The organism is Pseudomonas pohangensis (genome assembly GCF_900105995.1).
GTDB lineage: Bacteria > Pseudomonadota > Gammaproteobacteria > Pseudomonadales > Pseudomonadaceae > Aquipseudomonas > Aquipseudomonas pohangensis.
This window is the reverse complement of the sequence record NZ_LT629785.1, coordinates 1101822-1123727: the sequence shown is the minus strand read 5'-3', so window position 1 is coordinate 1123727 and position 21906 is coordinate 1101822. Positions and strand designations below refer to the sequence as shown.

The 21906-nt window shown below is 60.6% G+C and carries 21 protein-coding genes; 2 read left to right on the top strand and 19 right to left on the bottom strand.

The window, feature by feature from the left end; genetic code table 11:
• Positions 1-23: 23 nt before the first annotated feature.
• The 5 genes from BLT89_RS05245 to BLT89_RS05225 all read right to left on the bottom strand — a co-directional run bounded on the left by BLT89_RS05245 (position 24) and on the right by BLT89_RS05225 (position 7566).
• Positions 24-305 carry a SelT/SelW/SelH family protein gene (locus BLT89_RS05245; RefSeq protein WP_090193433.1) on the bottom strand — a complete coding sequence of 94 codons (282 nt, stop codon included), beginning with the start codon at positions 303-305 and terminating at the stop codon, positions 24-26.
• A 91-nt stretch (positions 306-396) separates the two neighbouring features.
• Positions 397-2493, bottom strand: coding sequence for a FimV/HubP family polar landmark protein (locus BLT89_RS05240; protein WP_090193432.1), 2097 nt, complete (start codon positions 2491-2493; stop codon positions 397-399).
• A gap of 227 nt (positions 2494-2720) precedes the next feature.
• The gene (locus BLT89_RS05235) at positions 2721-3911 is read right to left on the bottom strand and encodes a GGDEF domain-containing protein (RefSeq protein WP_090193431.1); all 1191 of its coding nucleotides are present in this window, start codon (positions 3909-3911) and stop codon (positions 2721-2723) included.
• Positions 3912-3971: 60 nt separating this feature from the next.
• Positions 3972-6098: a DNA helicase RecQ gene (gene recQ, locus BLT89_RS05230; RefSeq protein WP_090193430.1), complete on the bottom strand. Its 2127-nt coding sequence runs from the start codon at positions 6096-6098 to the stop codon at positions 3972-3974.
• 55 nt (positions 6099-6153) lie between these two features.
• Positions 6154-7566, bottom strand: coding sequence for an MltF family protein (locus BLT89_RS05225; RefSeq protein ID WP_090193429.1), 1413 nt, complete (start codon positions 7564-7566; stop codon positions 6154-6156).
• 166 nt (positions 7567-7732) lie between these two features.
• Between BLT89_RS05225 and BLT89_RS05220 the strand changes: the two genes are divergently transcribed.
• Positions 7733-8545 (top strand): TatD family hydrolase, encoded by an 813-nt coding sequence (locus BLT89_RS05220; RefSeq protein ID WP_090193428.1) that lies wholly within the window; start codon positions 7733-7735, stop codon positions 8543-8545.
• 18 nt (positions 8546-8563) lie between these two features.
• Here the strand turns inward: BLT89_RS05220 and BLT89_RS05215 are convergent, their stop codons facing one another.
• The 5 genes from BLT89_RS05215 to BLT89_RS05195 all read right to left on the bottom strand — a co-directional run bounded on the left by BLT89_RS05215 (position 8564) and on the right by BLT89_RS05195 (position 14308).
• Positions 8564-9361 carry an acyl-CoA thioesterase gene (locus tag BLT89_RS05215; RefSeq protein ID WP_090193427.1) on the bottom strand — a complete coding sequence of 266 codons (798 nt, stop codon included), beginning with the start codon at positions 9359-9361 and terminating at the stop codon, positions 8564-8566.
• Between the two features lie 109 nt (positions 9362-9470).
• The gene (locus tag BLT89_RS05210; protein ID WP_090193426.1) at positions 9471-10232 is read right to left on the bottom strand and encodes a CHAD domain-containing protein; all 762 of its coding nucleotides are present in this window, start codon (positions 10230-10232) and stop codon (positions 9471-9473) included.
• 187 nt (positions 10233-10419) lie between these two features.
• Entirely contained in the window at positions 10420-12435 is a 2016-nt protein-coding gene (locus BLT89_RS05205; protein ID WP_090193425.1) for a transglutaminase TgpA family protein, read from the bottom strand.
• Positions 12432-13394, bottom strand: coding sequence for a DUF58 domain-containing protein (locus BLT89_RS05200; protein ID WP_231975065.1), 963 nt, complete (start codon positions 13392-13394; stop codon positions 12432-12434). The genes BLT89_RS05205 and BLT89_RS05200 overlap by 4 nt, the downstream gene beginning before the upstream one ends.
• A complete protein-coding gene (locus BLT89_RS05195) occupies positions 13391-14308 on the bottom strand; it encodes an AAA family ATPase (protein ID WP_090193423.1) in 918 nt (305 codons plus the stop codon). The genes BLT89_RS05200 and BLT89_RS05195 overlap by 4 nt, the downstream gene beginning before the upstream one ends.
• A 165-nt stretch (positions 14309-14473) precedes the next feature.
• Between BLT89_RS05195 and BLT89_RS05190 the strand changes: the two genes are divergently transcribed.
• On the top strand, positions 14474-14812 hold the full coding sequence (locus BLT89_RS05190) for a hypothetical protein (protein WP_090193422.1): 339 nt from the start codon (positions 14474-14476) through the stop codon (positions 14810-14812).
• Between the two features lie 14 nt (positions 14813-14826).
• On the opposite strand, the gene BLT89_RS05185 is transcribed toward BLT89_RS05190, so the two are convergent.
• The 9 genes from BLT89_RS05185 to BLT89_RS05145 form a co-directional block, all read right to left on the bottom strand.
• Positions 14827-15105, bottom strand: coding sequence for a putative periplasmic lipoprotein (locus BLT89_RS05185; RefSeq protein ID WP_090193421.1), 279 nt, complete (start codon positions 15103-15105; stop codon positions 14827-14829).
• Positions 15102-16175, bottom strand: coding sequence for an AI-2E family transporter (locus BLT89_RS05180; protein ID WP_231975064.1), 1074 nt, complete (start codon positions 16173-16175; stop codon positions 15102-15104). The genes BLT89_RS05185 and BLT89_RS05180 overlap by 4 nt, the downstream gene beginning before the upstream one ends.
• Positions 16176-16212: 37 nt before the next feature.
• Complete coding sequence (locus tag BLT89_RS05175; RefSeq protein WP_090198724.1) at positions 16213-17016, bottom strand: DUF4892 domain-containing protein; 804 nt, start codon at positions 17014-17016, stop codon at positions 16213-16215.
• A 109-nt stretch (positions 17017-17125) separates the two neighbouring features.
• Positions 17126-17989 carry an alpha/beta hydrolase gene (locus BLT89_RS05170; protein ID WP_090193419.1) on the bottom strand — a complete coding sequence of 288 codons (864 nt, stop codon included), beginning with the start codon at positions 17987-17989 and terminating at the stop codon, positions 17126-17128.
• Complete coding sequence (locus BLT89_RS05165; protein ID WP_090193418.1) at positions 17986-18792, bottom strand: alpha/beta fold hydrolase; 807 nt, start codon at positions 18790-18792, stop codon at positions 17986-17988. Before BLT89_RS05165 ends, BLT89_RS05170 begins: the two co-directional genes overlap by 4 nt.
• A gap of 66 nt (positions 18793-18858) precedes the next feature.
• The gene (locus BLT89_RS05160; RefSeq protein ID WP_090193417.1) at positions 18859-19305 is read right to left on the bottom strand and encodes a hotdog fold thioesterase; all 447 of its coding nucleotides are present in this window, start codon (positions 19303-19305) and stop codon (positions 18859-18861) included.
• Between the two features lie 10 nt (positions 19306-19315).
• Entirely contained in the window at positions 19316-20983 is a 1668-nt protein-coding gene (locus BLT89_RS05155) for an AMP-binding protein (RefSeq protein ID WP_090193416.1), read from the bottom strand.
• Between the two features lie 112 nt (positions 20984-21095).
• Entirely contained in the window at positions 21096-21557 is a 462-nt protein-coding gene (gene sixA / locus BLT89_RS05150) for a phosphohistidine phosphatase SixA (RefSeq protein WP_090193415.1), read from the bottom strand.
• Positions 21554-21886 (bottom strand): DUF4389 domain-containing protein, encoded by a 333-nt coding sequence (locus BLT89_RS05145; protein WP_090193414.1) that lies wholly within the window; start codon positions 21884-21886, stop codon positions 21554-21556. Before BLT89_RS05145 ends, sixA begins: the two co-directional genes overlap by 4 nt.
• Positions 21887-21906: the final 20 nt, after the last annotated feature.

Here is a 21906-nt window from a genome sequence, read left to right as displayed (position 1 = left end):
TGTCAGCTGTTCGCCCTGAATCTCTAGACTTTGTCGTTGTGGCCTAGATCCCGTGCCGGATCAATCAGGTCACGCACCCGCTGCTTGAGCACCCGCGCTTCAGGGAAACCACCATCGGTCTTGCGCTCCCAGATCTGCTGGCCGTTGCAGGTGATGCTGAACACACCACCCGTAGCCGGCAGCAATGCGACCCGCTCCAGATCTTCGGAAAAGCTGCTGAGCAGCTCCTGGGCCAGCCACGCTGCTCTCAACAGCCACTGGCACTGCGTGCAATAACGTATTTCGATGATTGCCTTGTGCTGCATGCAACGGCCCCCGACAGCCCTCTGGATTATTCTGCGCTGAAAAAACAACGCCGCCAGAACCAGTCCGGCGGCGTTGCATCAAGCCTGTCGCTCAGGCAATGCGTGAAAGAATCTCGCGGGCCTGTTTCTTCTGCTTGTCATCGCCTTCGCTGATCAGCTGGTTGAGGATATTGCAGGCACTCTGCAGGTCCCCCTGATCGATGTAAGCCAGCGCCATGTTCAGGCGGGAAATACTCTGCGGGTCACCGGCCAGATGATCCAGATCCCTGGCCGAATTCTGTTTTTCCGGCACGCCTGCTTCGAGCGAACCCCCATGCAACAGCTCGTCAGCCGGCTTGCTCTTGATATGAAAGTTGGCAAACGGGGAAAACACCTGTGCGCCGGCCTCTGCAGGAATATCCGTCACTTCCGGCAACTCCAGCTTGCCACTGATGGGTTCTTCCACGAGCTCTGGCTTTTCCGGCGTTGACGGATCAAACGGGCTGGTCAGCCCCCAGTCCTCATCAAGCTCCAGGTTGTCCAGATTCAACGGCGCATCCTCCAGCTGGTTGCGTCCTGCCTCGGGCGCAACTGCCCCGTCCAGATGCAACACCGCTTCAGCCAGCGGGTCATCAGCCCCTTCCTGATCTTCGGCAAAGTTCGGGTGGGCAATCTTGATACGCTCCAGCAGAGCCCGATCACTCGCATTGGCATTGGCAATCAGCAGACGTTCATGGCGCTCGAAGGCCGCGCTATCGCCCATCCTGGCCAGCAGCTCGAGCAGCCGCAAACGTATTTCGTTGCGCCCGGGCTCCTGCTCCAGACTGCGTTCGAGCACCTCCCGCGCCTCATCCAGCCGGCCATAAGCAATATAGATATTGGCCCCATCAAGCGCGTCCGGCTCAGCCACAACGGCGGATTGTTTCTCCAGCGGTTTCGGGGGTACTGCAGCAACCGGTTCAGCGGCAGGCTCTGCCAGCGGCTCAGGCTGTTCCATCACCCTGCTGCGAACTGGCGGCAGGCCCAGCGATGGCTGCAACCTCTGGTACTCCGAAAAGACCCTCTCGGGCTCCGGCTCAGGCTGACTGCGCCGCCGCCACCAGAAAACCCCGCCAATAATCGCGGCCAGCAATCCGCCACTTCCAAGGCCGAACAGCCAACCGGAAAACCAGCCCGAAGGCGCACCGCCAGTATTGGCAGACACCATGACGGTCTCGCTGACAGCTGCGGGGGCGGGCTTTGCCTGTTGCTGCAACTGTGACTGGAGTGCCGCTACCTGCTGATCCTTGCTCGACACCTGCTCGCGCAAGGTTGCCAGCTGGTTCTGCAGCTCGCTCATCTGCTGCTGCAACTGCAGGTTCTGCTGATCCTGTGCAGCCTGGACTTCATCCAGCTGCTGCTGGACCCGGGCAACCTCTTCAGGAGCAACCGCCGCGGAAAGCTGTTCGGTTGAAGGTGCCAGCGGCTCGGTCTGGCTAGCAGGCTGGGCAGAGGCTAGCGGTGCGCTGGGGGCAGGATTGGCCCGGTCGGGCAGCAATAGAGTTGCCCCGGATACCAGCCGGTCTATGTTCCCGCCAACGAATGCCTGCGGGTTCAAGGCGTGGATATCGGCCATCAGATCCGGCAGGGAAACCTGGCTGCCGGCAGACTGCAGACGTCTGGCAATTTTCCACAGGCTGTCACCGCTGACAACCTGATAGGTATTGCCCTGACTAGCCTGCGGGGTTGCGGCCACCTGCGGCAATACCATGCTTGGCGCAGCCGGCTCGCTATTGCGCTGAAAGCCGGCAGCCTGCGGGCGATTGGCCAGACTCTCGGGCGGATCAATCAGCAAGGTATATTCACGAAGCAGGCGACCGCTGGGACGGGCCACTTCGACCACAAAATTCAGATAGGGCTCCCTCACCGGCTTTCTCGAGACAACCCGGATAACACTCTTGTTACCGCGCAACAGTGCGGTGAAGCGCAGGTCATCGAGAAACGAAGTGCGGTCAACCCCGGCACGCTGGAACACATCCGCAGGCGCCAGGGCAATGCGCATTTCGCTCTCGCTCAGGTCGCCCACTTCCAGCAACTCGATTTCAGCCTCGAGTGGCTGATTGAGTCCTGAATTGATGGTTATCTCACCCAGGCCAATAGCCGGCACCATTCCCGAATACAGAACGGAACCTGAAGCAATGGATAAAATAAGTTTGCGAACTCGAGCCATGTTACCTCCGCATCATCCAGCCTGATTCTGCCAGACAAGCACTTTTGTTGCGCCGTTGTTCAATTGCACTGGACTGTCGCAGCGACAGAAACCCCGTCAGTCTTCGCCAACAGCACTCAGCGAAAACGGGTGAACGTACAGCTGTACATTCCAGTAACAGGATAGCCCCTTGCGGGCTAAATATGTTGCAAGCCATAACAGTGAAATACCAGCTGGCAGCGAAAACGTCAATTAATTGCCACCTGGCCCACCTGATCCCACTGCACGACCTGGTTTCGCCCGTTGGCTTTGGCCCGGTACAGGGCCTTGTCGGCACGTTCGTACAGCACCGACATGGGCCTGGCCACTTCCGGCCTGACGCAAGCCAGACCGACTGAAATGCTCAACACCTCGGCAACCGTCGAGCGCGCGTGGGGAATGGCCAATTCCAGCACGGCCGTTCGCAGCGCCTCGGCATGCAGCAGAGCCTGTTCTGCACTCATGCCATATAGCAGTACGGCAAACTCTTCCCCGCCCATGCGTACCGCTATGTCCAGCGGCCGCCGCGCGGCATGCCGGATGACCTGACCCAGCTTGCGCAGTGCAGAGTCGCCTGCCTGATGGCCATAACAATCGTTGAATGCCTTGAAATGATCCACATCGACCAGCAACAGCACCAGATCGGCATTCTCCCGCTGCGCCTGACGCCATAGTTCTTCGAACTTTCGCGCGAAACTGCGGCGATTGTGCAAACCGGTGAGGCTGTCATGGTCAGCCAGTTCACGCATCAGGTGATGATGCAGAAAGTGCTCGCGGGATTTGTACTCGAGCAGGTAACAACCCATCGCGCCAATCAGGTTCCCGGACAACAGAAACAGCAGGTTCCTGACCAGCACATCCGGCGGATATCCGGCCCATATATCCAGTAGTGCGTAAAACAGGACCAGCAGCAAGGACACGGTTACTGCCTGGGCCAGGCGCAAACCGGTCAGAAAGTAAATCGAGAAAATGATCAGGATCAGCCCTTCATAGGGGTATGCCTGATTCACCGCATGTCCGATGGCAACGATGACCGCAACACTGCCACTTAGAACCAGCAGCGCGTAAATCACCAGCCGGTCGACCTTGCGCTCATCCTTTGTCAGCTGCATTGGCCGGATCAGTGCCAGCAGCACACCCAGACTCAGCAGCCGCACCAGCAGCATCCACCAGCGCTCGCCTGACTGCGCCCATAGCTGATCGGCAACGGCAAACAGCAGCCACATGGCGATCGCGAAATACAGGTACCACAGACGCAGGCGGTAATTCTGCCGCAGACTGAAGCGGCGGAATTCAGATTCCAGCCGCTTGTCGAAGCGCAACAGCGCAAAGCCTTTGGCCAGCTGTGCGGCATATGGGCTCGAACTTACCTCTTCAAGCCATGTATTGGCCTCAGCCATAGCGCCTCCCGAACGGCCGGTTACAAGTGCTGTGCAAAAAGTCCGGGTAGTAACGCCAGATCATTGACTCGCTTCGAACTCGACCTGCAACGCTGCCCTGACGCACTGCAACACCCCTTCACTGACCTGACCGGCGAAGCTGCCGGCAACCGAAGCGACACTTGGTAATTGCCCTTCCCCGTCAAGAAACACATCCTGGATTTCACCGAGCAGATCCTCGGGCAAATCCAGTGCCTGCTCCAGGGATAATTGCTGGCTGGCAATGGCCTCTGCCATCAAGGTATAGACGTTTTTTTCCGAGCACTTCAGTTGGCTGGCTATTTGCGCCGGGGTCATCCCGGCCCGCGCCAGACTGACCAGTTCGTGACGCAGATCCACTACCTCTGCAACCGGCTCGTTATTTGCCAGGACTGCCAGAAAAGCCTCGCCGTAGCGTTCCAGCTTGCGCGCACCCACGCCACTGACCCGGGCCATATCCGCCAATGAAGCAGGCTGCTGCCGCAGCATCTCCAGCAGGGTCGAGTCGGGAAAAATCACATAGGGCGGCACGCTGTGCTCTTCCGCCAGTTTGCGGCGCAGGCTGCGCAAGGCTTCCCACTGCTCGCGCTGATCACTGCGTACCAGCTGGCTGGCCTTGCTGGCAGCCGCTTTCGGCAATTTGCTCGACAGATCGCGGCGCAATTGCAAACCGACCTCACCACGCAACAGTGGCCGGCAACGCTCGGTCAGACGCAGACCGCCATAGCCATCCAGGTCGACATCCGCCAGGCCGCGGGCCACCAGCTGGCGAAACAGCGTACGCCACTCGCCCTCACCCAGCGCCTTGCCGACGCCAAAGACCGACAGGTGCTGATGGCCCAAGGTGCGCACCCGCTCGTTGTCACGCCCCAGCAGAATATCCACCAGATGACCTACGCCGTAACGCTGGCCGCTGCGGAAAATCGCCGATAATGCCTGGCGCGCCGGTTCGGTGGCATCCCAGGTCTGCACGCCATCCACGCAGTTGTCGCAATTGCCGCAAGGCTGTGCCAGCACTTCGTCGAAATAGGCCAGCAACGCCTGGCGCCGGCAGCGGATTTCCTCGCACAAGCCGAGCATGGCCTCCAGCTTGTGCTGTTCGACACGCTTGTGCCGCTCATCACCTTCCGAATTGTTGAGCATCTGCTTGAGCATCACCACATCCTGCAGCCCGTAAGCCATCCAGGCATCTGCCGGTAGACCGTCGCGACCGGCACGACCGGTTTCCTGGTAATAGGCTTCCAGCGACTTGGGCAGATCCAGATGCGCGACGAAGCGTACGTTGGACTTGTCGATCCCCATGCCAAAGGCGATGGTAGCGACCATGATCAGGCCTTCCTCGTTGAGAAAGCGCTTCTGGTGATAGGCGCGCAGGTCATTGCTCAGGCCGGCGTGGTACGGCAGCGCCGGATACCCCTGTTCGGCAAGGAACGCCGCGACTTCCTCGACCTTCTTGCGCGACAGGCAATAGACGATCCCGGCATCGCCCTTGCGCTCGCCGAGAAATGCCAGCAGCTGCTTGCGTGGCTGCTCTTTGGGCACAATGCGGTAAAAGATGTTCGGCCGGTCAAAACTGGCGAGAAAGCGCTCTGCGCCCTGCAGGTGCAGGCGCTGGATGATTTCCTCACGGGTGCGCAGATCGGCAGTAGCTGTCAGGGCGATGCGTGGTACGCCGGGGAACAGTTCGGCCAGCTGGCCCAGTTGCAGGTATTCAGGCCGAAAGTCGTGTCCCCACTGCGACACGCAATGGGCTTCGTCGATGGCAAACAGGGCAATCTTCAGCCCCTGCAGAAAATTCAGCATGCGCGGCTGCACCAGGCGTTCCGGGGCCACGTAGAGCAACTTGATCTCGCCGGCACGGATGCGTTGGGCAATCTCGCGCTGCTGGCCGGCATCCTGGGTCGAATTCAGTGCGACTGCAGCTACCCCCAGCTCGTCCAGAGTCGCCACCTGATCATCCATCAAGGCAATCAGCGGCGACACCACCACCGTGAGCCCTTCACGCAACAGCGCCGGCACCTGGAAACACAGCGACTTGCCACCGCCGGTGGGCATCAGCACCAGCGCATCGCCACCCTCTGCCACGCGCTGGATAATGGCGGCCTGCTCGCCACGAAAGGCATCGTAGCCGAACACCGCCTTGAGAACTTTTTGAGCCTGATCGAGCATGGATACTCCGCTTGCAAGCCGCGCAGTATACGTCAGCCAGGCTATGGGCTGGGCTTCACTGATCGGCGGAAGTCAACAGCTTCACCGGGGGCTCCAGGAAGTCGCGCTGCTCGACAAAGGCCTGATAGTACTTGTTCAGGCTGTTGACGTAGGTGACTGTGTGCAAGCCGAACTTTTCAGCGGCAACGCGCTCGACCTGGAAAAACCACTGATCCGGATTCAGCCCCTGCCGGCGGGCTTCAGTGCGCAAATTCTGTACCCGCTGCGGACCCAGATTGTAACCGGCAAGAATGAAGGCCTGGCGCTCGCGCTCGTCCATTTGCGGGCTGGAGAAAAAATTGCGCCTGATCCGCGCCAGATATTTGGCCGAGGTCTGCACATTGTCATCCAGACTGTGGAAATCACTCATCCCCACCGCACGCGCAGCCACCGGGGTTATTTGCATCAGCCCTATCGCTCCGTTCGGGCTGCGGGCTGCCGGATTCAGGCTCGATTCCTTGTACGCGATAGCCGCCAGCAGCAGCCAGTCAAACTGCTGTTCAGCGGCATACTTCTGCAACACCGGACGAACCTTCTCCAGCCGCCGCTGAGCAGAAGCGGTGAGCGGATCATGCACCTTGTACTGGTTGCGATAGGCGCTGCGGAAGGCATTATCAGCAGACTTTGGCGGGCTGTAGTTGCGCAGGAAATAATTGACACTGGCCAGCAGGTCCGGTGCATCCGCCTGCATCAGCCAGTTCAGGCTGCCGCTGCGTTCCAGTTCCAGATGTCGATCGATGCGCAGGCCCGGCAGGACTTTGGCCCAGCGCTCGGCCACCGGCAACTCGACCACCGCCAGGCGGTAAATACCGGCGGCAACCATCTCCAGCACATCCTCCGGGCCCAGCGTGGGCGCTGCCCATTTGATCATCAACGGCGCCTGTTTGAGATCACGCAATTGCTGGTTCAGGCGATGGATGGCAGGCCATGCTGCGCTGCCGTACGGCAACACGACCATGCGCCCGGCCAGCTGTTCGATACTTTTGTAACGGCGCTGCCCCTGTCGGGTGACAAACACCAGCGGCACTTGCCGCACGATCGGCTGACTGGCAACCAGCGAACTCTGCGCCGGTACTTCAAGCACTTCCCCGGCCACCAGCAGATCGCCTTCACCACGCTGCATGGCTTCCAGCAGTCGGGTCTTGGGCAGGGGAATGACTTTCAGGCTGACACTGCGCGTGCTGCCGCCACGGGGCTGATTGAGAAACGCCAGAAACGCTTCAAGGCGCAGGTTTTCAATGCCTACCGGCTTGCCGCGTACACTGCTGTAGGTATTGCGGGTCTGGTTGATCAGCACGCGCAATTCGCCGCTGTCACGAATCTGCTGCAGATCGCGCGGTGGCTTGGCTGTCGGCTCGTCAGGCAGGCGTGCAGCCGCCGGCAATGACTGCACCAGCACAACCAGCAACAGCAGTAGTGACCTGATCAAATAGGAGTCCTGGTTCGCGGAATCAAGAGCAAGGCGAGCAGCGTGGCACAAGCTTCAGCAGCCGGCCAGCGCTTAAATTGACGCCGGGGATTATTGCTGCGCTGCCAAGACTAATGGCGCTGTTAAAGCTTTGCTATGCTGCCCGCCCGCAACACGAGAAGCGAGCATGCAGTTGATCGACATCGGCGTAAACCTGACCCACCCAAGCCTGGCCCGTGATGCACAGGCCGTGGTTGAACGCGCCTATGCCGCTGGCGTGAAGCAAATGATCCTGACCGGCACCGATCTGCCGGACAGTCAGCAGGCCGCAAATCTGGCCCGCCACCTGGATGAATCCGGGCAACGCCTGTTCAGTACCGCCGGAGTTCACCCGCACCATGCCAGCGCCTGGAGCAGCAGCACGGCCAGCGAACTGCAGGCGCTGCTGGAACAACCGCGGATCTGTGCCGTGGGCGAATGCGGGCTGGACTTCAACCGCGACTTCTCGCCGCGACCACAGCAGGAAAAAGCCCTGGAAGAACAGCTGGCGCTGGCCGTGCAATTGCAGATGCCGGTGTTTTTGCACGAGCGCGATGCCAGCGAGCGCCTGCTGGCAATCCTGCGGCAATTTCGAGACCGCCTGCCCGCTGCAGTGGTGCATTGCTTCACCGCTGACAAGGCCGCCCTGTATGGCTATCTGGATCTGGACCTGCATATCGGCATCACCGGCTGGATCTGCGACGAGCGTCGCGGCAGCCATCTGCATGAACTGGTCGGCCAGATTGCACAGGGGCGGCTGATGCTGGAAAGCGATGCGCCCTATTTGTTACCGCGCACGCTCAAACCAAAACCCAAAAGCGGCCAGAATGAGCCGGCTTACCTGAGCGCCGTATTGCATGAGGTAGCCCGGCATCGCGGGGAAACCCCGGAGCAACTGGCCGCCCACAGCACCGCCTGTGCCCGGCAGTTTTTTGCACTGCCGGTGCCGGAACCCAAGTAGTGACCCGGCTGAATAGTCTCAGCCAAATACCGTCACGGTTTGCCGGCTGATCGCCACCAGTTCACCGCCTGGCGCCCACAGGGATGCCGCAATGTGGCTGTAGCCATCCTGCGCATGCTCGATCAGCGCCCGGTACTGGCACCAGTCCAGACCATGCAGGGCCGGTGCCGGCTGCATGAACTCGATGGTCCAGGTCAGCGAACTGCCAGCGGCAAAGGTGCTCAGATGGGACAAAACCGCTGGCGGCCAGGCATCTACCAGCACCAGCAGGTGCGCTTCAGTGACCGTCTCGTCGGCCGAGCCATTACGCAAACGTACCCAGCCACTCATTTCGCGCGATGGATTGTTGCTGAAAGGCATGCCGCCAACTGCCCAGCGCATGGCCAGATGCTGCACCAGTTCCGGCGTCAGACCTTGCAGATAGCGTAGTTCCGTGCAGTCTTCGACGGCTTTTATCAACGGAGCGCGCTCACCCTGAAGATGGACCTTTGAACTGCGTGCAGCACCGAAGCTGCCCTGCACCAGCGCACAGACCTGCCCATTCTGGATGGCCTTGCCCAGCACCTGACTGACAGAGCCGCCCTCCCGCAATACCTGTGCCTCGTAGCTTGCAGGCTCATCCGGTGCCAGCGGACCGACGAAAGTGATCGCCAGCGAGCGCAAAGGCCGACCCTCGGGAACCTGCTGGCGCATGACTTCATAGACCAGAGCGGCAACCAGGCCGCCAAAACTGGCGCGGCCGTTAGCCCAGCTGGAAGGGATGACCACCTGTTGCGGGTCAGCATGCAAGGCTTGCAGGAAGTGCGCGAGGTTCACTGGTAGCTCCTGAGGCAATCAATCAACCGATGTTAATTGATGCGCCAGCCACATGAACACGGAACAGTGGCATATAAACCAGACAAATATCCGGCAATTCAGTCCCGCATCAGCTGCCTGTGTTCCTGAAGCGCTTGAGCAAGGCCTCTGCCTGGTTGGCCGAGTCGTGGCCACGAGTCAGCCAGCCTTTGCGCAACTCCGTTAACCGCTGATCCTGTGCCGTACACAGCAGCCAGTATTGGCAATCGTTCCAGTCACCCAGTAACTGTTGCATTTTGCGCAGCATTTTCAGCTGGCGAGGCCCCAGTGGGCTCAGCTCCGGATACACCTGGCTGCAATAGCGCAGCCGTTTTACCTTCAGGCGCAGGGAGTGCAGATCGGCATCCGAGGAGTCCGGATGCCTGGGCAAGTGACGCAAATCATGCCTGAACTGCCGCCGCACCCTGCGCCGCAAGCCACGCAGGCAGCCCTCCCGTGCGGACAACCGCCAGATCTGCGGGAACGCATCCAGCACCTCGAACAAACGCGGCAATTCGGCACTGGCCAAAAGCTGTTGAAACGCCGGCTCGAGACCCTCACGGTACTGCGCAGCGACATCGCTCAGGCCCGCTTGCTCAAGCTCGGCAACCAGCACCTGCAACTCGCGGATCGGGTTGGTCAGCCTGCCCAGATCGGCGGCGGATTGCTCCAGCAGGTCAACTGAAGGCAGTTCACGCAGCGGCCGCAACAGGCTGCGCAGGGTACGCAGGTTGATGCGCAAATCATGCAGCGCTTCGACATCTGTCCTGTCCTGCAGGCGCGCCCTGCAGCACTGCAGATGAACTTCGAGCATCTGGATTCTTGCCAGCAAGCTGGCCGCAAACTGTGTCATTTTTCCTCCGTCATCTGGAGCACTCCGCGGAAGGCGAGAGCCGCAATGCTTTCAATTACGCCCGGTCAAATCGGCATGTCAGCACATACCTTCATAATACCACTCGATAACGCTGTTTTATGTCCTTTCGTATTTCGTAACAGACTAGTCTGGCTCAGTTTTTGCGGGCTCCAGGGGGAGGTAAAACTCAGTTACTGTGGCCTTGCTCCCGGCTCGATGCATGGACAAAACGCCACGGCAATGCTCTGCGCAAATCACGCAATGCCCGTTTCAACAAAACCGGATCAACCGGCTTGCCGGCATAACACTGTGCCTCCCACAGCTGCAGAAAGTGCCGGATCCGCGCGGCCTGATCCGGCAGGCTGCCAGCGCAGCGTTCGGCAAACGCGCGCGCGCCCTCACCTGTTCTCCGTTTCAGACCCTGCCTGAGAAGCAATCGTTCAAATTGCTGAAACCGTCTGTGCAAGGGCCTCGCTCTGCCCTGCCAGGGCTTCAGCAGCCAGAGTGCCAGCACGCCGAACAACAGGCCGCCACCACCCACCAGCACCATGGCCAGCCGACCGGCCTGCAGTTCGCCGAACCAGTCCTTGAGCAAATCCAGTTGCTGCCGCGATTGATAGCCAAGCACCCAGCGCTGCCAGCCATAGTTGAGGTTGTCCCAGCCCAGTCGCAGGTCATTCAGCCAGCTCAACTGCCGGTAACGCAGCAGGGATAACGGGGAACCTTCCAGAAAGCTGCCTTCCCCGGCCAGCGCTTCTTCGAGGCCTGCCTCAATGCGTTGGGGGGCCACCTGAAAAGTCGGATCGACTGTCTGCCAGCCCTTGCCTGCTTGCCAGTACTCGACCCAGGCATGCGCATCAAATTGCCGAACCGAGACAAACTTGCCGGCCGGATTCACCTCGCCGCCCTGATAGCCTGCCACCAGCCGGGCCGGGATGCCGGCAGCGCGCAATACATAGGTCATGGCCCCGGCATAATGGGCGCAGAAGCCGCGGCGGGTGTCGAAGAGAAACGCGTCCACCGGGTCAGGCCCGGTGCGTGGAGGCTTCAATGTGTAGAAAAACGCTTCACGGTTGAAATGCTGCAACAACGCCTGCACCAGGGCATCGGGCTGCTGATAGCGGGCCTTCAATTCCTGAGCCCAGGCCCTGGTCCGCGGATCACCGCGTTGCGGCAGCTGCAGGTTGCGCTGCAGTGTACTTTCTGGCGCATCCGGCTCGCGCAGGGCCTGCGGCCAGGACTCCACCTGATACAACAGGCTGCGATCGACGGCTGAGGCGGCTTGCAAACTGAAATCGCCCAGCAGCCTGGCGCCGGGCAGACTGGTCTGCGCCAGATCCATGCCAAACAGCCACTGGTGAGCACTCGGCTGCATGACAATGTTGTAACGCCAGGGCTCGCCGCGTTTCTGCCAGGCCGGTGAAGCGGCCAATGCGCGCGCCGGGGCCTGTGACCAGCGCTTGCCATCGAAGCGCTCCATGGTCAGGGCCCGCCAGTAAAGCTGTGCCTGCGGTGGAACCGGCCCGACAAAACTGGCCCGGAAGGCCAGCGCATCGGAGCGGCTGAGTTCGGCAATATCGCCCGGAGTCATGCTGTCGGATAAGCCGCTCAGGGCTTTGCCACCTAGCAGCGGCATGCTCCACAAAGGATCGATGCGCGGAAAAAACAGAAATATCAGCAACATCAACGGCAATGCCTGCAACAGCAGGGTGGCCGAGAGGCGCAAGGTGGCCAGCGGCTGCTCGGCAAACAGTGACTGCTGCAAGCCGATCAGTGCCGCCAGCAAGGCACAGACCGGCAACAGGCTGTACAGGCCTGCCAGCAGGCTGTCATCAAACAGGTAGGAGGTGACCACGGTGAAGAAGCCCAGCAGGATCAGTACCAGCGCATCGCGCCGGTTGCGCATCTCCACCAGCTTGAGGATGAAGGCAGCCACCAGCAGCACGGTGCCGGCCTCCAGGCCGATCAGACTGCCACGGGAAAAGAACACGCCAAAACCGGCCACCAGCATCAGCAGGGCTTTGGCCCAGGCATTGGGATAGCGAGCGCGCATGCGAAAGATCTGCACCCGCCAGCCGGCACAGAACAGCCACAAGCCGATTATCCAGACGGGCAGATGCAACAGATGCGGAAGGATCACCAGCACCTGGGCAATCAACAGCCAGATCAGGCTGATGCGCGGAATCGGTTGCACCCGGCTCATGACGGCAACCCGAACAGCGCCAGTGCCTGCAGGCAGCCATCGCGGTGGGCTTCGCCGCTGTCGATGGCTATTTCACAGCCGGGCAGCCGCAGGCCGAACGGTTGCTGGCGCTCGGAAAATTGCAGCACCCAGTGGCAAAGCAACGACAAGCGGGTTTCCAGGTCGCCATCCAGCGCCTCCAACTCCAGCCACTGCTCGTTTCCGGATAGGCTGACGAAATTCTTGACCAGCAGGCCCTGGCCGCGGGAAAAGGCTTTCCAGTGCAGGCGAGACTGTGTATCGCCAGGCTGAAAGCTGCGCAAACCCTGAAAGTCATCCGCACCCTGACCACGGGCCTGACCACCCTCTTCCTGCTGATCCTGACCGGCGCCAGCCGAAAGTGGCAAGCTGCCGGACAGAGGACGCGGATAGACCAGTGCCGCCTGATCCAGATCGACCCAGCTCCAGGCCATCAGCAAGCCCAGCGGAAACTGGCTTTCCACGCGCAGACGCTGCGGCCGTAGCCAGCCGCGCTGTAAAGCCGGCAAATCCAGCTGGCACTCGACAACCGCCTGCGCCGGAACATCCAGCACCTGCCCGGGCGCCGGTGGCCAGCTCAAGGCTATGGCCTGATGCGTACGCTGGTTGCTCAGCAGGCGAATACGAAAGGCCGCGTGCTCCCCGACAAACACCGGTGCACTGCCGGCCGCCTGCAGGGTCAGACCGGCCAGATTACGGTAGGTATGCAGGATCGCTACGACGAACACCGCCATCAGAAAGAAAGTCAGCCCGTAAGCCAGACTGTTCTGGTAGTTGATCCCGGCCAGCAGCATCAATATCAACGCACCACCGAATGCGGCCCCGGTGCGGCTGGGAATGATAAAGATGCGCCGCTGATCCAGCAGCACACTGCTGGAGGGCGGAATACGCCGCTGCAGCCAGCGTTTCCAGCGCAGCTGACGCCAGCGGCTAAAGCTCAAAGCACCGGCACCTCGCGCAACAGCCACTGCACCAGCGAGCCCGCACCGTGCCCGGCCGGATCAGCGCGCTCGCGCAAGCGATGGCCGACCACCGATGGCAATACCGCCTGCACGTCTTCGGGAATCACATAGTCGCGCCCGGCCAGCAACGCCCAGGCACGCGCCGCTGCCAGCATTGCCAGGCTGGCCCTTGGTGACAGGCCCCAGGCAAAGGATGGTTGCGTCCGGGTGGCTTCGACCAGGCGCAATATGTAGTCGAGCAATGCATCGCTGGCACGAATCAACGGCACTTCGGCCTGCAGAACAGCCAGCGCAGCATGATCCAGTACCGGCTCCAGCTGCGGCAGCAATTCACGTCGTGCCTGTCCCTGCAACAGGGCCTTCTCGGCCGAGCGCGCCGGATAGCCGAGCGACAGACGCATCAGAAATCGGTCGAGTTGCGACTCCGGCAAGGCAAAGGTGCCGCCCTGACTGACCGGGTTCTGTGTGGCAATCACGAAGAATGGCTGCGGCAACGGCCGGGTGGCGCCCTCGATGGTCACCTGCCCCTCCTCCATGGCTTCAAGCAGCGCGCTCTGGCTTTTCGGCGTGGCCCGATTGATCTCGTCGGCCAGTACCAGCTCGGCAAAGATCGGCCCCGGATGAAAGACGAACTGACTGGTATCCCGGTTGAAAATCGAGGTGCCGAGAATATCGCCGGGCAACAGATCGGAAGTGAACTGGATGCGCTGATAACTCAGGCCCAGTACCCGCGCCAAGGCCTGACTCAGGGTGGTCTTGCCCATCCCCGGCAAGTCCTCGACCAGCAAATGGCCGCGCGCCAGCAGGCAAGTCAGCGCCAGACGCACCTGCGGCTCCTTGCCCAACACCACACGGTTCACCGCGTGCAGGCAATCTTCCAGGGGCTTGAGCATCCGCAATCTCCTTATAACCGGTCATTGATGCCGCTCCCCGTTTGCTGGCGAGCAAAGAAAATCAGTGTCTGGCTGTTTCTGTTACCGATTCAAACCGGCGCTTTGCACAACGCAAAAATGCCAGCCTATAATTTTCCAAAGCCTTTTCCAGTCAGGAGTAGTCCCATGTTGAGCATGACGCAGATGAAATCTTTAACGGCATTTATGGCCATTGCTACCCTGGCGGGCTGCCAGAGCCACCAGCAGTTTCTCGAGCAGAACCAGGCAGCCGCGATGCAAACCACCATGGCCCGAGCCGCCTTCGATCTGAACTGCCAGGATGCCAAACCAACCCTGATCTCCAGCAAAGTCAGCCAGCCGATTACCGCCTGGGGTTACGAGCGCACCGAATACACCATCGGTGTACGTGGCTGCGGCAAGCAGGCGGTTTATATCACCTGGTGCCTGAACCCGGACACCTGCAACGCCATCAACGACTCCAACTCGGCACTTACAACCTATTGATTGTTGGCCAGAACTCAGCGCCCGGCGCGCGACTCGGTGATATAGAAGCGCGCCTTCCTGGCTGAATCGGCACAGCCACCATAAGAAGCCATCGACTGGTCAGCCTTGGCTGCAGTAAGGAAAACCAGTGCCTGCGAGTAACTGACACCACCTGCCATCCCTTCAGCCTTGGCCATATCCAGCTCTTTCCACGCCGTACTCAACTGACTGTCGCATTCGGCTTTTCCCGGGCCGCTACTGGCACAACCTGCCAGCAAAACGCCGCCCAAAATGACAACTAAAAGATTTTTCACGGGTTGGATTCCTTATCGACTTCCAGTAGTTTTTTTGCATTCTGGCCGTGGGCTATCCAGTCATCGATCAGGCTGTAGGCCACCGACAGCAATACCGGACCAAGGAACAGGCCCATGAAGCCGAAGGCCAGCAGACCGCCGAAAACCCCGAACAGCACCACCACCAGCGGCAGGTTGCCGCCGCGACTGATCAGGTAAGGCTTGAGTACGTTATCCACTCCGCTGACCACGAAGGTGCCCCAGGCAAACAGAAAGATCGCCAACCCATAATTACCGTGGTAGGCGAGCCAGCCAGTGATCGGCAACCAGAGCAACGGCGGGCCCATCGGGATCAGACTCAGACCAAAGGTCAGAATCCCCAGCACCACGGCACCCGGTACGCCGACAATCAGGAAGCCTATCAATGCCAGAATCGCCTGCGCTGCGGCTGTGCCGATGACGCCATTGACCACCCGCTGCACCGTACCGGCAATCAGTTCGCGGTAGTGGGCAGCGCGCACACCGATCAGACGCTCCAGCGCATGTTCGAAAATCAGCGCCAGGCGCGGGCCATCCCGGTAGAAAAAGAACACCAGCACCAGGCTCAGCACCAGCTCGATAACCCCCGTACCGATCTGCGCGCTGCGCGCCAGCACCCAGTTGCCCATGCCGCCCAGATAGGGCTGGATGCTGGCAAACAGCGCTGTGCCCTGTGCATCAACCGTCAACCAGAGTTCATTCAGTTGCGCGCCGACCATCGGCAGCCCGGCCAGCCAGTCCGGCGGTGGCGGCAGGCCGTCTGCCTGCAGGCTCCTGGCCAGCTTCTCGGCATCTTTCACATGACGGGCCAGATTGAGGCCGAGCATGGTCAGCGGTACCGCAACTATCAGCATCCAGCCGGCGGTCAAAGTCGCGGCGGCGGCGGTTTCCCGGCCATTGAGCAAACGGGTCAGCAGGCGCATCAGTGGCCAGCTGGCAAAGGCCAGTACCCCGGCCCAGAACAGCGCTGACCAGAACGGCGCCAATACCCACAAGGTGGCGCCGAGCAAGCCGAACAGGAGGATCTGCACCAGCAGGCGGTCGTTATCCACAGTCAGTTGCTCCCTTGCTGGCGAACCGTCAATGCGTTCAACGGCGAATCTCCAGTTGCAGCCCTGCAGCATCGCTGTCACCCAGCTGCAAACGGTTGCCCTTCAACCCCTGCGCCAGCAATGCCTCACGCCAGGCAGCAGCGGAAGTGCCACTGATGACCACCGGCAAAGTACTGTCGAGCTTGAGGGCACGGGCCAACACCTCGACCCAGCGCGCCTGCGGTACCTCCGGCAAATCGGGCAGGCGCAGCACTGCACTGCTTTGCAGTTCGCGTAGCAACGTCGCGGGAGTAGGCAGCACCTCGGCGATAGAACTGCTCGCTGCCAGCTGCTCCACATGCAGGTATGCACGACGATTACCGCGGGTAATGCCATACAGGGCAATCAGACTATTGTGTTGCGGCGCTGCCAGCCGCACCAGCAGGTAGGCCTGCTGGTCATCCGGGCCATACAGGCGCGAGTTATCGAATATCGCATTGGCCCACTGGCTGCTCGATCCACAGTCGCGCCCTTCGCACCAGAACAGCGGCTCGGCGCCTTCCGCCAGCAGGGCCTTGCGCGCCGCGGTAAATGCTTCCGCCGAGCTACGTCCGCTCGGCAGTTGATAAGTCAATGCGGTCAACTGCCCTGTTACTTCTATCGACTGCTCGACCCGTAGCTGGTTGCTGATACGGCGGATCGAGCTTTGCGGGTAGATCCGCTCGGCATCGGCACTGCTGCTGTAGGCAACGATCTCGGCATGGGGAAAGCGCGGCAGGGCCGGCAAGTCCTGACTGCCGCTGGAATCAGCGGCCATAACCAGATTGCTGGCAAGCAGCAGGCAGAAAAACAGTTTTTGCATGTTTGGCTCTATCGACTCAGAATTTTTGACTAGCAGATCCGCAACCGGATACAGATCGCGGACGGGCCCCTGCATGGGGTCACCAGACTCCCGAGATCAGGCGCGCAAGTCAAGCCGAGGCAAAGAACGGTTTGAAACAGTCTGCGACAGCGCGCGCTCCGGTGTCGTCATCCAGATGCAGGTGATGCCCGCCAGCCAGGGTATGCACATCAAAGGGCAACCCCTGCAGCAACGTCTGAATGTTCGGTTCGTGATGCAGCATGCCCTGCTCGGCCAGCACCAGACTGACTGGGCAACTGATCTTGCGCAGAAAAGCTACCGCATGGGCGCGGGTCAGCCGCACCGGCGAAGCCAGCGTCAGGCGGCTGTCACTGCGCCAGGTGTAGCCACCGGCTACCGGCATCAGGCCACGCCGCGCGAGTATTTCGGCGGCTTCGCGGCTCACCGAGCCAACGCCCTTCATGCGCGCATTCACCGCCAGCTGCACATCGGCATACACCGGCTTGCGCTTGTTCGGTAGTGCCAACTGGGCACGCAAGGCTTCACCCAGTTTCTCCGGCGCCTGATCCGCCTCCCCGGTATACGGCATCAGACCGTCGATCAGGGCCAGCCGCTCGACCCGCTCCGGCATGGCAGCGGCCAGCATCACCGAGACAATTGCACCCATCGAATGGCCGAGCAGGGAAAACCGCTCCCAGCCCATGGCCTGGGCCACCAGCAGTACATCCAGCACATTCTCCCACAGCAGGTAGTTGCCGCCCGCTGGCCGGTGGGCCGAATAACCATGCCCGGCAAAGTCCAGCGCCAGAATGCGCAACCCGGGCAACAGCGGTGCCAGACGGGTGAAGGTTGCCGCATTATCCAGCCAGCCATGTAAAGCGATGACCGGGTGACCATCCTCCGGACCGTACAGATGGGCTGCCATTTCGATGTGTGGCAGATTCAGACGGATTTCTTCAACCTGAACGGTCATGGGCTCTCCTGGCGGGCGCGCTGATCCCAGCGCTGCAACAGTGAATGGAGTAATTCTACGGTGGCTTGCGGGCGCTCCAGAGGAAACATGTGCCCGCCTGCGAGGGTCAGGTATTCGCCCTGGGCCAGACGCTTTGCCTGCCGGGCATGGCGCGGCATGACTACCCGGCTATGCCGCCCGCGAACCAGTGCCAACGGCAATTTCAGCTGTTGCGGCTGACCTGGCGCAACGTGGGGGGCATTACGATAGATACTGACCTCCACTGCCGGATCAAAGCGCAAGCGCAGATCGCTGCCGGTCTCGACCAGTGCATGCTCTACATAATCGTCCAGACAGACCGGATCGAAATCACGAAACAGCGTCTTGCCGGCAAAATAGTCACGCGCTTCGCTCCGGTCACCGAACAGTTCACGACGACCCAGCGTGCGGCCAGCCGGGGTGATCCGGTCCATCAGGTCAAAGCGCTTGGCCATCTGTACCATCAGGCACTCGGCGCGGCTGAGTAGCGGCGAATCCAGCAGCACCAGCCCGCGATACAGTTGCGGCTCGCGCAGCGCGGCATGGTAGTGCAGAACACCGCCCAGCGAATGCCCGACGCCCCAGACCGGTTCAGCCAGTTGCTGCAGGTGATGGATCAGCTCGTCAACCAGCCGCTCCCAGTTATCGCCCACCGGGAAGCGTGGATCGTGCCCGTGCTGCTCCAGGTAATGTATCTGGTAAGCAGGTCGCAACAAGCCGAACAGTTTGCTGTAGGTGGCTGAAGGAAAGCCGTTGGCATGGGTAAAGAAAAGCGCTTGGGACATTGCAGGCTCATCATTCGGCAAGCGGAAAACCACGCCGGATCCGCTTCGGCGTGGACAACCCGGAAGTCAGCGGTTGGCGGGAGCGTTTTCGCCCAGCGGTACTACCGCCACGGTTAAGCGCGAAATGCAGCTGGTCTTGCCGTCTTCGCCGTGCAGGCGGATATCCCACACATGGGTGGTGCGGCCCAGGTGCACGGCACGTGCCACAGCAGTCACCCGGCCGCTGCGCAGACCACGCAGATGGTTGGCGTTGACCTCCAGGCCGACACAGTAAAATTTCGCGGTATCGATACACAGCGCGCTGGCCATGGAGCCAATGGACTCCGCCAGCACCACTGAAGCGCCGCCATGCAGCAATCCATAGGGTTGATGGGTGCGGGAGTCCACCGGCATGCTGCCGGTGATCGTGTCATCGGTGAAGGATTCGAAACGAATATCCAGCACTTCCGAAATGGTGTTTTTCTGTAGTGCATTTATCCGATCGAGATCGGGGGTTTCGCGCCAGATTGCCATAGTCAAAGTCCTATTCGTGCCACAGCACTGCATCACAGCGCTGCAGCCAGTCTTCAAAATGCTTGCCGTAACTGCTTTCGATCACTGCACGCTTGATTTTCAGGGTCGGCGTCAGGAAGCCGTTTTCGACCGCCCAGACATCCTTGACCAGTACCATGCCGCGCAACTGCTCGTGTTTGTCCAGGCTGCCATTAACCTGGGCAAGCAGTGCCTTGAGGCTGGCTTCCAGCGCCGCTCGCCCGGCGCCGTCAGCCTCAGCCCGGGCGGTTTCGGATAGCACGCAGATGGCCAGGGGCTGCACCATGCCCTCACCGACCACGCAGATCTGTTCCAGCCGGGTTTCCGTGGCCATGCGATTTTCAATCGGCGCCGGCGCGACAAACTTGCCCTTGCTGGTCTTGAAAATTTCCTTGATGCGGCCGGTCAGGCGCAGGTTGCCTTCAGCATCCTGCTCACCCTTGTCGCCGGTGCGCAGCGAGCCGTCCAGAGTCAGCGCCTCGGCTGTTTTTCCAGGCTCCTTGAAATAGCCCTGCATGGTTGCTTCGCTACGCACCAGCACCTCACCTTCATCACTGATACGTACCTCGACACCCGGGCAATTCTGGCCAATCCAGCCCGGCTTGACCTTGCCGGGCCGGCATACGTGGGAGTAGCCGCAGTTTTCGGTCATGCCATAGACCTCCAGCAATTCCAGCCCCAGACGCCGGTACCAGCTGAACAAGGCGGCGGGCGTGGGTGCGGCACCGGACAAGGCAAAGCGCACGGCATCCAGCCCGAGGCCGGCCAGCACCTTGCGGCCGATCATGCGCCCGACCAGCGGCAGACTGAGCAGGAAGTCCAGTCGTTTCGCCGGCATCTTCGCCAGCACGCCCATCTGGAACTTGGTCCAGATCCGCGGCACGGCAAAGAATATGGTAGGACGCGCTCTACGGATATCCTCGACGAAGGTATCCAGGCTCTGGGCAAAATAGATTTCCACCCCGCCATACAACGATGACATCTCGACAAATGAGCGCTCCGCTACATGGCACAGAGGCAGGTAGGACAAGACCCGGTCGCTTTCACTCACGGCAAACAATTCGCGGCCCTGGGTAGCCGTGAAGGCAAAGTTGTTGAAGTTGTGCATGACCCCTTTGGGCATGCCGGTAGTCCCGGAGGTATAGATGATGGTGGCGAGCTGATCCGCTGCGGGGCTTGGGTTGTCACGAATCGGCGTAGAGGCCTGCAGGTCACTCCAGAGCAGGTCAAAGCGGCCTTCCGGCCGCAATGGCAAACCGACACACTGCACGCCTTCGGGAATCCCGGGAGCCATCGCCTCCCAGTCATCCAGCTTGCCGATAAAGGCCACTTTCGACTCGGAATGCTCCAGAACCTGGCGTACCGATTCGGCCGTCAGGTTGGGATACAGCGGCACCGAGACCATGCCGGCCATCCAGATTGCCAGATCGGCAATGATCCAGTGTGCGCAGTTCTTGGAAATGATCGCAATGCGGCTGCCCTGCTCGATGTCCTGGCCACGCAGCCAGTTTGCTGCACGCCGCGCCTGCTCACCCACCTCGGACCAGGTCAACTCTTCGACCCGGCCATCTGCCTGTGGCTGAACCATGAAGCGCTTGTTGGGATGCCGAGCCTCACGCTCGTAGAAAATATCCAGCGGCATTTGATAAGCGGTCAACACACACCTCCGAGCGAAATAGAATAGCCAACCAAGCACTTGCTTGGCTCACTATTTCATACACATCCACCCAGAGGCAAGGCTGTACAGTTGCCCGCCAGTCCTGCCATTCAGGTTACTTATGCGGCTGAAACAGCGAATCGAGCTGCATACCACCAGCCAGCGGCATGTCACCTACCAGTTCGGCCAGACCCGCCGTGGCCATGGGCAAGGCCTGTTGACGATGGCCATGCTCAAGCATGCCGGCCAGGTCGCCGATCAAAGGTTGATGACTAACGACGAGAAGCTCCGACTCCGGCCTTGCGGCCAGATACGCCAGTGCACTGCCGAGGCTGCTTTCCGGTGTAAGCCACGGCACGATTTCGATGATCAGCCGGCTTTGCAAGGCCTCGACAACCAGTTCAGCCGTCTGCCGGGCACGCACGTAGGGGCTGCAAAGAATTGCCTCCAGCGGTCGACCGATGAGTTGTGCTGCACTTTGCAACACCTCCTGCCGACCGTGGGTGGTCAGACGGCGCAGGGCGTCACTGCCGGCATGGGGTTCGGCATGACCGTGACGCAGCAACCAGAGCCTCACGCGCCAGCTGCCCGATCAGCAGGAGATGCTGACGTTGAAGACTGCTCGTTGGCAGCTATGGGCGTGGGCCAGTCGGAAAATGGCCAGGGTTTTTCTTCGCTATTGAAGGAACCGAATTGCCCGATTTGTGCCAGATACTGACTCAGGCTGTTCCCTAACTGCAACAGCTCGAAATTGACTTTGCCCTGCACCAGACGAAAAGCCAGCTGCAGAATCACCACAACCGCCAGCACGACTTCAGCTACGTACCAGACCAGCGTAAAAACCAGCATCCAGAAAACCCGCAGCAGCAGCGATTCACGCTCCGCCTGATCATTGGCACTTGCCATGGCTAGCTCCTCGTAAGAAA

Coding starts and splice junctions, on each gene's coding strand:
- BLT89_RS05170 (WP_090193419.1), bottom strand. CDS start 17,989: ATGACCGTTCAGGTTGAAGAAATCCGTCTGAATCTGCCACACATCGAA.
- BLT89_RS05175 (WP_090198724.1), bottom strand. CDS start 17,016: ATGCAAAAACTGTTTTTCTGCCTGCTGCTTGCCAGCAATCTGGTTATG.
- recQ (WP_090193430.1), bottom strand. CDS start 6,098: ATGCTCGATCAGGCTCAAAAAGTTCTCAAGGCGGTGTTCGGCTACGAT.
- BLT89_RS05210 (WP_090193426.1), bottom strand. CDS start 10,232: ATGACACAGTTTGCGGCCAGCTTGCTGGCAAGAATCCAGATGCTCGAA.
- BLT89_RS05145 (WP_090193414.1), bottom strand. CDS start 21,886: ATGGCAAGTGCCAATGATCAGGCGGAGCGTGAATCGCTGCTGCTGCGG.
- BLT89_RS05235 (WP_090193431.1), bottom strand. CDS start 3,911: ATGGCTGAGGCCAATACATGGCTTGAAGAGGTAAGTTCGAGCCCATAT.
- BLT89_RS05195 (WP_090193423.1), bottom strand. CDS start 14,308: ATGCTCAAGCCCCTGGAAGATTGCCTGCACGCGGTGAACCGTGTGGTG.
- BLT89_RS05240 (WP_090193432.1), bottom strand. CDS start 2,493: ATGGCTCGAGTTCGCAAACTTATTTTATCCATTGCTTCAGGTTCCGTT.
- BLT89_RS05160 (WP_090193417.1), bottom strand. CDS start 19,305: ATGGCAATCTGGCGCGAAACCCCCGATCTCGATCGGATAAATGCACTA.
- BLT89_RS05165 (WP_090193418.1), bottom strand. CDS start 18,792: ATGTCCCAAGCGCTTTTCTTTACCCATGCCAACGGCTTTCCTTCAGCC.
- BLT89_RS05220 (WP_090193428.1), top strand. CDS start 7,733: ATGCAGTTGATCGACATCGGCGTAAACCTGACCCACCCAAGCCTGGCC.
- BLT89_RS05190 (WP_090193422.1), top strand. CDS start 14,474: ATGTTGAGCATGACGCAGATGAAATCTTTAACGGCATTTATGGCCATT.
- BLT89_RS05245 (WP_090193433.1), bottom strand. CDS start 305: ATGCAGCACAAGGCAATCATCGAAATACGTTATTGCACGCAGTGCCAG.
- BLT89_RS05205 (WP_090193425.1), bottom strand. CDS start 12,435: ATGAGCCGGGTGCAACCGATTCCGCGCATCAGCCTGATCTGGCTGTTG.